Below are 13,119 nucleotides of genomic sequence, written 5' to 3' on the forward strand. Positions count from 1 at the left end.
CTTCTATTTATTTTTCTGTGGTTGTTCTTTCGTGTGGAGCTTCTTCTTTTCCTGTTTTTAGGAAATCGTATGCAAGTGCAGATGCAATGAATACGGAAGAATAAGTTCCGAAGAAAATCCCTAAGAATAATGCGAACATAAATCCTTTTAAGTTATCTCCTCCGAAGAAGAAAATAGCCATAATTACTAATAATACAGTAATAGATGTATTGAAAGTTCTACCTAGTGTACTAGAAATAGAGTCATCAAACAATCCTGCTAGAGTAAGAGATTTCTTCTCTTTCAAGTATTCTCTAATTCTGTCGAATACAATTACGGTATCATTTATCGAGTAACCGAGTACTGTAAGAATCGCAGCGATAAAGTCTTGGTTAATCTCCATGTTGAATGGCATGATATTTTTAAAGAATGAGAATACCCCAAGAATGATAATGGCATCATGAGCTAATGCTGCTACTGCACCTAAAGAGAACTGCCATTTGTTAAATCTGAATAAGATATAAATGAAGATTCCTAATAAAGATGCTAATACTGCATAAGTACCGCCTGTCTTAATATCATCTGCTACAGTAGGTCCTACTTTAGAAGAAGAAACAATTCCTAATTCTGAACCTTGAGCGTCTTTGAAATCTGCTAATGTAGTTTTAGAAGAAAGGAAAGGTTTTAATCCTTCAAATAATTTTTTCTCAATATCTTGGTCAGCTTCGATGGATTCATCATCAATTTTATAGTCAGTTGTAATTTTCAACTGGTTTGCATTACCAAAAGTTTTAACATCTACCGCTTGAGATTCGCCATTTAAAACGAATACTTTAGCAAGAGATTCATGAGCTTTAGTAGCCTCTACATCTTTATCAAATCTTACTACATAACTTCTACCCCCTTTGAAGTCTACACCAGTTTTGAAACCATAGTTGAAAATGGAGAATAAACTCGCAACAGTAAGAATAGCAGAAACGACGTAAGAATATTTTCTTTTACCAATGAAATCAATCCAAACATTTCTGAACCAATTTTTAGTAATTGGAGTCCAAACAGAAAGTCCTTTTCCTTTATTTAATCTATGGAAAATCATTACTCTAGATAACAATACAGAAGTAAAGAAAGTCATGATAAGACCAATACCTGTAGTTACTGCGAAACCTTTAATAGGTCCTGTACCAAAGATAAATAATACTAATGCTGTCAATAACGAAGTAAGGTGACCATCTACAATTGCATTTAATGCATGTTTGAAACCGTCTGTATATGCTTGTTTAATAGATTTACCTGCAAATAATTCTTCTTTCGTTCTTTCGTAGATGATTACGTTTGTGTCTACCGCAATTGCCATGGTTAATACAATACCAGCAATACCAGGAAGAGTAAGTGTAGCATTGATAGAATCCATAATTCCGAAAAGGTAGAATAGGTTAAATATCATTGCTATAATCGCATAAACACCAGCGCCACCGTAGTAGAAAATGATATACGCTACAATAATTAAGAATGCAATAAAGAAAGACCAAAGTCCTGCGGAAATAGATTCCTGACCAAGAGAAGGTCCTACCACATCTGCCTGAACAACTTTAGCAGAAGCTGGTAATTTACCTGCGCTTAATACGTCTGTAAGGTCTTTAGCTTCTTCTTGAGTGAAACTTCCAGAAATCTGAGATCTACCAGAAGGAATTGGTTCATTTACATTTGGAGCTGTGTAAACAATGTTATCTAAAGTTACCGCAACTGGTTTTCCTACGTTTTTCTCAGTAAGTGTTTTCCAGTCTCTAGTACCTTCAGTATCCATTTGCATGTCTACTACAATTCTACCAAGATTATCATAGTTAATTCTAGCAGTTTCTACAGCACCGTCTACTGGAGCTTTTTGATTGATATTACCTCTGATAGCATAAAGAACTAAATTATCTGGATCAGCAGCATCTGGCTTATAAGCCCACATAAATTTAGTAAATTTAAGGTTTGCAGGTCTTAGTTTTATTGCAATTTCGCTATTCAGAATTTTGTTTATTGCTGAAGTATCAGAAAGCTTGATATTACCTACACCAGCTTGTCTCAATGTATTCAACTGAAGCATGTTGATAAGATTAGTGTTTTTAGCAACACCAAGAGAATCTGCTTTTGCTGGAACAATTTTAGAAAGTGTTTCTAGATAAGGAGCAACTTCGTTGATTTGTTGTACTTCCCAGAACTGCAATTTAGCAGAAGTAGAAAGCATTTTTTTCACTTTGTCTTTATCTTTAATACCTGGCATTTCTACCGCAATTCTACCAGTACCAGGAACACGTTGTACGTTTGGTTGTACCGCTCCCATTTTATCAATTCTGGTTCTAATTACTTCGAAAGCAGTTCCTACAGAAGCATCAATTTTACTTCTAATAATGGATTTTACTTGATCATCTGTAGTATTGAATTTAATTTGACCACTTAACTTTTGAGTTCCAAAAACTTCTGGGCTAGCCAATTTAAGACCAGCTTTTTTCTCTTGATTAACTAAGTCAAACTGAGTGAAAAAATCTTCAATATAAGGTTTTGTAGACTGTTTCTGAACTTTGTCAGCTCTGTCTAGCGCTTCTATAACGATAGGATTAGTAGAATAATTGGTTAAATCATTTACTAAATCTCTTTGGTTAATTTCTAATAGAACGTTAATACCACCTTTTAAGTCCAAACCAAGCTTCATTTCTTTCTGCTTAGCTTCAGGATAGTTCAGCTGAGTGAATCCTAAATGGATGGTATCTTTAGATAGACGCGCAATTTCTTTATTATATTTTGCTTCGTCTTCACCAGCAATAGCTTTGGCTTCGTTTTCTATTTTATTTGCATACCAAGTTGGCAACAACTCGTTGATACAAATAAGCCCAAGAACAATCGCTACAATCGTAATAAGTCCTTTTCCTTGCATTGTTTATAGTTTACAACATTTAAAATTATAGTCGGCAAATATAATGATTATCAGTTGAAATAAAAATTTTGTTTACATGATTTTTGAAGATATTTCACAGAATTCAGGTAATAAAGCGACAAAGGAATCCCAAATTCAAAAAAATCTTATGAATTTCAAAACAAAAAAGACGCAAATCATTGCGTCTTTTCAATATATTTTAATGGATTTTGCAGATTAAACCGTCATCGAAAACAATCTGGTTTCCGGCATTTTTCTCATCATTCTTAAGTCAAAAGCCATGGCAACATTTCTAGTGAAAACTCTTCCTTTTTCAGTAATTTTCACGGTATTTCCTGAAATTTCTACCAGACCATCTTCTTGCATTTCTTGTAGCTTTTTCAATGCTTCTGGTAATTCTTCAAAAGAATTTTCTGGTGTAAAAGTGGTTTCTAACTGACACATTAAATTGAGAATATGTCTTCTTAATTTTAAATCTTCTTCATTTAAAATATGACCTTTCACCACAGGAATAATTCCTTCTTCTACTCTTTTTTGATATTCTTCTACCGATTTTTCGTTTTGAGCAAAAGCATACCAAGAATCCGAAATCGCAGACATACCTAAACCAACCATCAATTGAGTATTACTCGATGTATAGCCCATGAAATTTCGGTGTAATTTTTTATGAATTAAAGATTGGTACAAATCATCTTTTTCGAGTGAAAAATGGTCCATTCCTACTTCTATATAACCTAATTCTTCTAACAGTTTTTTGCCGTTTTCGTAGAGTTTTCGTTTTTCTTCGCCACTTGGCAAATCATTTTCGTCAAATCCACGTTGACCAACTCCTTTTATCCACGGAACGTGAGCGTAAGAATAAAATGCAAGCCTGTCTGGTTTTAATTCCAAAGTTTTTCTGATGGTAAATTCCATCGCGTCCCAAGTTTGGTGCGGTAAACCAAAAACCAAATCGTGAGAAACACTCTTATAACCAATTTCTCTAGCCCATTCTGTAACGTTTTTCACATTTTCGAAAGGCTGAATTCTATTGATGGCTTTTTGAACTTTTGCATCATAATCTTGCACTCCGAAACTACATCTTCTGAAACCTAAATCATACAAAGTTTGCAAATGTACTTTTGTAGTATTGTTTGGGTGACCTTCAAAAGAAAATTCAGGATTTTCGGCAATTTCTACGGTGCTAAAAATTCCTTCTAGTAAAATTCTCAAATTTTCTGGAGAGAAAAAGGTAGGAGTTCCTCCACCGAGATGCAATTCTTTAAGCTTTGGTTTTTCTTCAAAAAGATTCAGATAGAGATTCCACTCTTTTAAAACACTTTCTAAATAAGGTGTTTCCACAGAATGTTGTTTAGTTATGCGTTTATGACAAGCACAAAAAGTACACAATTGCTCACAAAAAGGAAGGTGAATATAAATAGAAATTCCTTCTTGAGCATTGCTCTCGTTGAAAGATTGAATAACAGTTTTTTGCCATTGTTCAGAAGTAAAACCATCATTATCCCAGTAAGGAACAGTAGGATAAGAAGTATATCTAGGTCCCGGAATATTATATTTATCGATAAGTGAATTCATTTTGCAAAATTAGGGATTAGGTTTTAGTTTTTAGGGATTAGTTTTAAAAAAAATGATAAAACGAATCTATTGCAGCAATTAAAACTACTCAGTGAATACCGCTTTTAAAATCCTATTTTTTCCGGCAAATACGAGACTGTTTTCATCTATCCATTCGCAAACGTAAAGATTTTTTTCTTGTGAAATCGTTTTCCAAGTTTTTCCATAATCGCTAGAAAATTCTATATTTTGGTCTCCCACTGCAATGATGTCTTTACCTTTAAATTTCGGACGAATTTTAACACACGTTTTATATCCTCCATTTTTTCCAGAAGCTTGAATTTGCCAGGTTTCGCCACCGTCTGAAGTTGTAGCGATATTGTTAACATTATCTGATTGTTGGGTATAATCACCACCTACTGCAATCCCGAATTTCTCATCATAGAAATCTATAGAATAAATTCCTGTAGACGATTTCCCGTTGACAAAAGGCGTATTGTAAACATTCCAAAAATAAGGTTTATCCCAATTGAATTTAAAAATTCTAGAAACGGTTCCTCCTGTTGCAATCCAAACGGTATTTCCTTTCATTGCAATATTGGTATTACTCGCTGCAAAATGAGCTTCACCATCTTGATATTTCGGCATAATTCCGCCTTCGTTTTTATAATTTTTGCTCGAAATAATTCTAAAATGAGGTTTTCCTTCTTTTCTTGGGTCACTTATTGCCAATCCTCTCCCCTTTTTATCAAACATAAAAGCGTCATAAAATGCAGTTTTTATGGTATCGGTAAAAACTTCTTCTGCTGTGAAACTGCTTTTGGTGATTTTGTAAAAAGTGGCCGGACTTTCGATGTTTACGGTATAAAATAAATCTTTAGTCTGTGCCAAAGTTCTGAATTGAAGATTAGCATCTGATAATTTCATTTGCTTTCTAATCGTTGGTTCTTTCAAATGAATATACCCAAATTTAGAATCTGTAGCGGCGTAATAAACTTTATTTTGCCAAATCTGAATTGCTCTTACACTCATGTTATAATTTTCTGCTAAAGCCGAGAATTCTAGACTTTGAGCCATTATAAAAGCATGAGCCAATAAACAAAAGGCTAATATTATTCTTTTCATTTTTACTTTTTTACAAAAATAAAAAATCCCACCAAAAAGTGGGATTTAATTTGTTAATCTTTATTGTCAATATCGATTTCTATTTCTTCTAAAGGTTCTTGTTCCGCTTTGAAAGTTTCATCGAAACCACCATTTTGAAGTTTAGAATTTTTTCTACTGTATAAGAAGTAAATCACAAAACCAAACAACAACCAAATTGCAGAATATGTTTGTGCTTCTATACTTAAATTAATAATCAAATAAATATTAATTAAAATTCCTAAAGTTGCAATTAATGGCAATGCAGGAACTCTAAAATTTCTTTGAAGATTAGGTTGTTTTACTCTCAATACCCAAACCGCAACACAAACCATCGTAAACGCGAAAAGCGTCCCGAAACTTGTCATGTGTGCTAAATCGTTAATAGGTGTAAAAGCTGCAACTACAGAAATAACCCCACCTAGAATCATTAAATTTTTACTTGGAACACCTGTTTCTGCGTTTACTTTAGAGAAAGTTTTAGGAATTAAACCGTCTTTAGACATTCCTAAGAAAATTCTAGATTGTCCCATAATCATTACCATCAATACAGAAATAAGACCTACTGTTGCAGCAATCGTGATGATGTATCCTGCCCAAGCTTGACCAGCAATATCAAACGCATAAGCTACTGGAGCTTTAATTGCATCTGGATATTTTCCTAGTGGATTAAAATCTGAATAATGCATCATTCCTGTTAAAACCAATGAAACTAAAATATACAATAAAGTACAAATTAATAACGAAGCAATAATAGCAAATGGTACATCTTTTTTAGGATTAATCGCTTCACCGGCTTGTGTAGAAACTGCATCAAAACCTACATAAGCAAAGAAAATGGCAGAAGCACCTGCAATAATTCCGGCATAACCATATGCACTATGCGAAACTCCGTTTTCAGTAATCACCGTTGGTTCTGGAATAAAAGGTGTCCAGTTAGCTGGGTCAATGAAAAATGCTCCTGCTACAATTACGAAAATAATCGCAGCTACTTTAAGCATTACAATAAAATTATTTGCTTTAGCAGCACCTTTAGTTCCTCTCAATAGGATAGAAATTACTATTAAAACGATGAAAAACGCTGGTAAATTCATGGAAAAACCTGAGTTTCCTGCTGCTAAATATGTTTGAGGATCGGTAGTTAACCAAGCTGGAAGATGCAAGCCAAACATTTTGAGCAATTTCCCAAAATATCCTGACCAAGAAACCGCCACCGTCATAGAACCCATTGCATATTCTAGTATCAATCCCCATCCAATAATCCACGCAAAAATCTCTCCTACTGTTCCATAAGCATATGCATAAGCAGAACCTTCTACTGGTAGAATTGATGCAAATTCTGCGTAACACAGTGCTGCAAATACACAAGCAATCCCCGCTATTACGAAAGAAAGTGCAAGAGCTGGACCTGCATTATAATATGCACCAGTTCCTGTCAATACAAAAATACCACCACCAATAATGGCTCCAATTCCTATGGCTGTTAAACTCCATTTTCCGAGAACTCTCTTCAGCTGACTCTTTTTGATGTCTGCCTCATAAGCTTCCATCGGCTTTTTAATCCAAATATTCGACATATTAAATCAATTTTTTACATTTTAGAATTCACGAAAATATAAATTTTTTAGAAGTATTAAGAACTTTTATTCAATTTTTTAACAGAGATGGTAGATTTCCTCAAATAATAGCTTTGAAAGATTATCATTTTTTTATTTGTTTTTTTGCGAATCTTTAAATTTTTAATTCCTCGCTTATTTTCTAAACGAAATCTTTATCTTTGAAACAATGAATTTGTACGAACTTTTTTTCAAACCTTACGAAACCTACACCAATTTTCAGATTTTTCTGGAAGCAACCGCAGCTATTTTCGGATTGCTGAGTGTTTATTTTTCCATCAAAAAAAATATTTGGGTCTATCCTACAGGTATAATTTCTACGGCTCTTTATGTCTATATACTCTTTAATTTTGGGCTTTTAGGAGATGCTATGATTAATGTGTATTATACGATTATGAGCATTTATGGCTGGATTCTTTGGTCAGCGAGTTCAGAAGATAATATCCACGTAGAAGTTTCGTGGGCAAACTTTAAACAATGGATTTTTGCCACAGTTTTATTTGTCTTCAGTTTAGGATTAGTCACCCTTATTTATTATTACAAACCTGCTATTGACAATCATTTTTCTACCGAAAATGTAAATTTAGGTTTACATCATCTCGATTGGGCAAATTGGCTAGATGTCTTCACCACTTCTATATTTTTAGTAGGAATGTGGCTCATGGCAAAAAGAAAAATAGAAAACTGGATTTTTTGGATCATCGGTGATTTTATTTGCATTCCGATGATGCTCTACAAAGGTCTAGGAATAACTTCGGTGCAATATTTGGTTTTTACGGTAATGGCTTATCAAGGATATTTAGAATGGAAAAAATCAATCAAAAAAATGTAAAAATTCTAATAATCTAAGATATATTTGCAAACTTATTCATTATTTCAACTTTAAAAATTAATGACAACACTAGATTTTTATAAATATCAAGGAACAGGAAACGATTTTGTAATGATAGACAATCGTGACCTAAGTTTCCCAAAAGATACAGAAATCATCAAAAAACTCTGTGACAGACGTTTCGGAATTGGTGGTGATGGACTTATTTTACTAGAAAATGCAGCAGAAGGAGATTTTAAAACAGATTTCAAAATGGTGTATTACAATTCAGACGGAAATGAATCTACCATGTGTGGAAATGGTGGAAGATGCATTGTAGCTTTTGCTCATTTTTTAGATATTTTCGAGGATAAATGTACGTTTCTTGCCATCGATGGTTTACATGAAGCTGAAATGAATTTCGGAACGGTAAAACTGAAAATGATAGATGTAGAAAATATTAAAAACATTGATGAAGATTTTGAACTCAATACGGGTTCTCCTCATTTTGTGAAATATGTAGAAAATCTAGAAAATTTTGATGTTTACAACAATGGTTATGCTATCAGAAATTCTGAAAGATACGCTCAAGAAGGCATTAATGTAAATTTTGTAGAAAAAACGGATGAAAATAAAATCTTCGTAAGAACTTATGAACGTGGTGTAGAAGACGAAACCTACAGTTGTGGAACAGGTGTAACTGCTTGTTCATTGGTTTATATGCTTCAAAATCATGTAGAAAAAGTAGACGTAAAAGTTCTGGGCGGAAATCTAAAAGTATATGCAGAAAAAACTGAAAACGGATTCAAAAACGTTTGGCTAGAAGGTCCCGCAAAACAAGTTTTCAAAGGAAAAATCAATTTATAATGCAATCGGCTGTCAGCATTCTGCAATTAGCTAACTAAAAATAAATGCCAAAAGCTGAAAGCTGAAGGCAAAAAGCAATAATTATTTATGAAAAAAGGTTGTTCTATCATCGCCGTTATTGGGCTAATCGTTTTTTTGATTGGCGGATACTTTGCATTTAATTTTTTGAAAAAATATAAACTCGGGAACGTAGCAAAAGAAGGCTATATTCTCGTTCCGACAGGTGCAAATTTCGAACAGGTTCTTGATTCTATCTCTCCTTATCTTAAAAATAAAGAAAATTTCAAAGAAGTAGCATTAAAGAAAAATCTTGACCAAAAAATTAAGCCTGGTCGTTATAAAATTGAGTCTGGAACGGACAACACAGACTTGGTAAACATGATTAAAGCTGGAAACCAAACAGAAAGCAGTTTCAGAATTGGAGATTTCAATGATGTTTATCAAATGATAGGAAGAGTTTCTAGAAAAACGGAAGCAGATTCTTTAACTTTTGTCAAAGAATTCAATAAAATAGCAGTTTCGAAAGGTCTTAACAATGCCGAAGACTTAAAAAAATACTTCTTTGCAGATACTTATCAATTCTTTTGGACGGTAAAACCTACGGAATTTTTTGAAAAATTCGAAAATCAATATCAAGAATTCTGGAATGAAGAAAGACTTGCGAAAGAGAGAAAACTCAACCTTTCTAGAGAAGAAATTTATGCACTAGCTTCTATCGTTTACAAAGAATCTGGTGGAAAAACAGACGAGCAAAAAACAATAGCAGGATTATACCTTAATCGTGTAAGAAAAGGAATGAAGTTACAATCTGACCCGACTGTAATTTATGCCATTAACAAAGAAAATAACTTTACTCAAGATATTAAAAGAGTGCTTTACAAGCATCTTTCCTTCCCTTCTCCTTACAATACTTATGCAGTAAAAGGAATTCCTCCAGGACCAATTTGCGTGGTCGACAAAAATTCTGTAGACGCTGTTCTAAACGCAGAAAATAACAATTACATTTTTATGTGTGCCGACCCAAAAAGAATGGGTTATCACAAATTTACAGACAATGATGTAGAACACGCTGCGAATGCAAAAGCTTATCAAGATTGGCTCAATTCAAAAAACATTACTCAATAAATTAACAAAAATTTAACTTTTTTAAGTTTAACATAATTAAGATTTCTGCGTCTAATCGACAGAAATCTTTTTATTTATTAAAAATTTAAAAAAATAATCTGGAGCGAAAAATTTAGCTTCACAACACAAAAATTAATGAAGATGATTCAAACAGAAATTCTAAATTTAATTACCAAAAAAACACTAGGACTAACCCTCGTTCTTTCTGCTGCTGCAATGGCTTTTGCACAAGAAAAACAACAAATTTCAGGTAAAATTGTAGATGCACAAAACAATGCAGTTCCTTATGCTTCTATCTCTTTTAGCAATAAAACCGTAAAAGAAAATGCTGCGCTTTTTAGCGATGCTACTTTAACCGATGAAAAAGGAAACTTTACCATCAACCTTATTCCTGGAAACTACGAAATCACCATTGATGCAGTAGATTTCAAAAAATTAGTGGTTACAAAAAGTATCGGGCAAAATCCTAATTTAGGAAACATCAAAATAGAATCTGAGCAACAAGTTACCAACTCTAAAACCAAAGATATAGAAGGCGTTACTCTTACAGCTTCAAAACCTGTTTACAAGGTAGAACTTGATAAAAAAACATATGATGTTACTCAAGATTTAACTGCCAAAGGTGGGAATTTACAAGATGTACTCGCTAATGTACCTTCTGTAAATGTAGATGCAGACGGAAGTGTTTCTATGAGAGGAAACTCAAACATTAAGTTTTTAATTAACGGAAAACCTTCATCTATTTTAGGAATTACAGATGACAGTAATGCTCTAAAAAATATTCCAGCAGACCAAATAGAAAAGATAGAAGTGATTACAAATCCTTCTTCTAAATACGAAGCTTCAGGTACAGCTGGGATTTTAAATATTGTATTAAAAAAATCAAAAGGATTAGGATTTAATGGTTCTGTAGAAGGAACTGTAGGCTATCTTCCTCAATCAAGACTGAATACCAATCTATCATGGAATTATGGTAAATTTTCTTGGTTTGTGAATGGTGGTGGTGGTTTTGGAAAATTTGAAAACAAAAGCAAAACCTACTCTAATGATACGGGAAATGCAGAAATTTCTAATATAGAAAGCGTAAATACCAATAACTTTAAGAACTTCAACTTCACTACTGGACTGAATTATAATTTTACAGACTTCACCTCTGCTAATTTCTCTATTACGACCAATGGTAATAATAGTGATAGCGAATCTACATCTACTACTAGTTCTACTAAATTTGGTAATTCTTCTAGAAATGTTAATGGAGAAGGCGAAAATAACAGTGTACAATTAGACGCAGGTTTAGAGCATAAATTTGACAATAAAGGACATGTTTTATCAGCAAGTGGAAGTTTTCAAAAAACCAAGAATAATAATTTTGAAGACATTGAAGACAATTACATCAATAGCGTAAGTCAGAATAATTATAATAATAACAATCAAAAAACTTGGATTGCAAAAGCAGATTATGAACTTCCTATTACAGAAGATTCTAAATTTGAAGCAGGAGCAAGATATGATTTCAGAAACAACATTACTGAAAACCTTTTTTATGATGTAACTGCTGGACAAGATTTAGACGAAAGATTCTCTAATAAAACAGATTATACCGAGAAAATATTAGCCATTTATGCTCAATTCAAAAGTAAATTCGACAATTTTGGTTATCAATTAGGCCTAAGAAATGAGAACACCAGTATTGCTACTGTTTTCAATGGTTACGATATCAGAACAAATCCAATCACGCCTATCAATAATCTTAAAAATACTAAATCATATAGCGGATTTTTCCCTTCTGTATTTTTAAGTTATAACATCACAGATAAGAGCCAATTTTCACTAAATTATGCTAGAAGAATTAATAGACCTAGATCTTTTCAGTTAATTCCTGCATACAGACTACAAAATGCTACCAACTATTTTAAAGGAAACGCAGACCTTAATCCTTCGTATGTAAATTCATTTGAGTTGGGTTATAACTACTCTAAAGGAAATAAATTAACCATCAATCCTACTCTATACTACCAAAGAACAAATGATGACATCAATTTTACGGTAACCAAAGACACAGACGGAAACTATGTATCTATGCCAGCGAACTTAGGTACAGAAGACAGATATGGTATGGATTTTAACTATAATATTACTGCTACTAAATGGTTAAGAGTATTTGGTAATTTTAATCTATTTGGTTATAAAAATGAATCTGAATTTAATAACATAAAAACAGAAAATTCAGGAACATCTTTCCAAACTAGACTTACCACTGCAATAAAATTAAATAAACAAACCAACTTACAATTACAAGGAAACTATAATGCTCCTCAAAAAACTTTCCAAAACGAAAGATTAGCAATTTATGCAATGAATTTTGGGATCAGTAGAAATATACTTAACAATCAAGGAACCATCAACCTTAATGTACAAGACGTTTTTAACACAAGAAAGAGACGTATGAAAACATATGGAGAAGATTTCTATAGAGAAGCAGAAATGCAGTTTATGCCTAGAACAGTTATGCTTTCTTTCTCTTACAGATTTAAGAATAAATTTGCTGACGAAAAGAAAATGAAACCAAGAAAACAAGACCAGCAAAGAGATAATGGCGGAATGGATGACGTTCCAATGTAATAAAAACAAAATCCGAGAAAATTTTCTCGGATTTTTTTATTTATCTAGTTTCGCTTTTTCGGCTTCGTAGATTCTTTTTCTTAAATCTGTGGAAGAAAATCGGTGGTCTCTTTTATTGTAATATATTTCAATTCCTTTTTCTTCGCAATATTGTCTTCCAGTGAAATCTTTGTCTTTATATTCATCTCCAATAATTCTCACATCAATCACAAAAGACCTCAAAATATCTTCTAAATCCTGCTCTGTGTAATAGGGAACGATTTCATCTACTGCATTCACAGCCTTTAGCTGAATATATCGTTCTACAACCGTTTGAGTAGGTTTGTTTTTAGTAGGTCTGTCATAAGCTGGGTCTAATTGCAGCCCAACAATCAAATAATCACAAACCGTTTTTGCTTCTTCTAGCATCTTGATATGACCTGCATGAAGCAAATCAAATGATGAAAAAGTAATTCCTATTTTTTGAGTTTTCATAGTCAAAT

The 13,119-nt window shown here is 32.9% G+C and carries 9 protein-coding genes; 4 read left to right on the forward strand and 5 right to left on the reverse strand.

Annotated features, from left to right (window positions below; genetic code table 11):
* Nucleotides 1-7: 7 nt before the first annotated feature.
* The 4 genes from secD to KKQ79_RS05730 all read right to left on the reverse strand — a co-directional run bounded on the left by secD (nucleotide 8) and on the right by KKQ79_RS05730 (nucleotide 7,173).
* Entirely contained in the window at nucleotides 8-2,899 is a 2,892-nt protein-coding gene (secD, locus tag KKQ79_RS05715; protein WP_213189312.1) for a protein translocase subunit SecD, read from the reverse strand.
* A 216-nt stretch (nucleotides 2,900-3,115) separates the two neighbouring features.
* On the reverse strand, nucleotides 3,116-4,474 hold the full coding sequence (gene hemN, locus KKQ79_RS05720) for an oxygen-independent coproporphyrinogen III oxidase (protein ID WP_213189313.1): 1,359 nt from the start codon (nucleotides 4,472-4,474) through the stop codon (nucleotides 3,116-3,118).
* Nucleotides 4,475-4,558: 84 nt separating this feature from the next.
* A complete protein-coding gene (locus tag KKQ79_RS05725; RefSeq protein ID WP_213189314.1) occupies nucleotides 4,559-5,578 on the reverse strand; it encodes a WD40/YVTN/BNR-like repeat-containing protein in 1,020 nt (339 codons plus the stop codon).
* Nucleotides 5,579-5,631: 53 nt separating this feature from the next.
* Nucleotides 5,632-7,173 carry an APC family permease gene (locus KKQ79_RS05730; RefSeq protein ID WP_250131196.1) on the reverse strand — a complete coding sequence of 514 codons (1,542 nt, stop codon included), beginning with the start codon at nucleotides 7,171-7,173 and terminating at the stop codon, nucleotides 5,632-5,634.
* Between the two features lie 208 nt (nucleotides 7,174-7,381).
* Here KKQ79_RS05730 and pnuC point away from each other — a divergent pair, with 208 nt between their 5' ends.
* The 4 genes from pnuC (at nucleotide 7,382) to KKQ79_RS05750 (ending at nucleotide 12,637) form a co-directional block, all read left to right on the forward strand.
* The gene (gene pnuC, locus KKQ79_RS05735; RefSeq protein WP_213189315.1) at nucleotides 7,382-8,044 is read left to right on the forward strand and encodes a nicotinamide riboside transporter PnuC; all 663 of its coding nucleotides are present in this window, start codon (nucleotides 7,382-7,384) and stop codon (nucleotides 8,042-8,044) included.
* Nucleotides 8,045-8,104: 60 nt separating this feature from the next.
* Entirely contained in the window at nucleotides 8,105-8,890 is a 786-nt protein-coding gene (gene dapF / locus KKQ79_RS05740) for a diaminopimelate epimerase (RefSeq protein WP_213189316.1), read from the forward strand.
* A gap of 87 nt (nucleotides 8,891-8,977) precedes the next feature.
* Nucleotides 8,978-10,015 (forward strand): endolytic transglycosylase MltG, encoded by a 1,038-nt coding sequence (gene mltG / locus KKQ79_RS05745; protein ID WP_213189317.1) that lies wholly within the window; start codon nucleotides 8,978-8,980, stop codon nucleotides 10,013-10,015.
* A gap of 141 nt (nucleotides 10,016-10,156) precedes the next feature.
* Complete coding sequence (locus KKQ79_RS05750) at nucleotides 10,157-12,637, forward strand: TonB-dependent receptor (protein ID WP_250131197.1); 2,481 nt, start codon at nucleotides 10,157-10,159, stop codon at nucleotides 12,635-12,637.
* A gap of 36 nt (nucleotides 12,638-12,673) precedes the next feature.
* On the opposite strand, the gene KKQ79_RS05755 is transcribed toward KKQ79_RS05750, so the two are convergent.
* A complete protein-coding gene (locus tag KKQ79_RS05755) occupies nucleotides 12,674-13,111 on the reverse strand; it encodes an adenylyltransferase/cytidyltransferase family protein (protein WP_069798309.1) in 438 nt (145 codons plus the stop codon).
* Nucleotides 13,112-13,119: the final 8 nt, after the last annotated feature.

The organism is Cloacibacterium caeni, assembly GCF_907163125.1.
In the GTDB taxonomy this organism is placed as follows: Bacteria; Bacteroidota; Bacteroidia; order Flavobacteriales; family Weeksellaceae; genus Cloacibacterium; species Cloacibacterium caeni_B.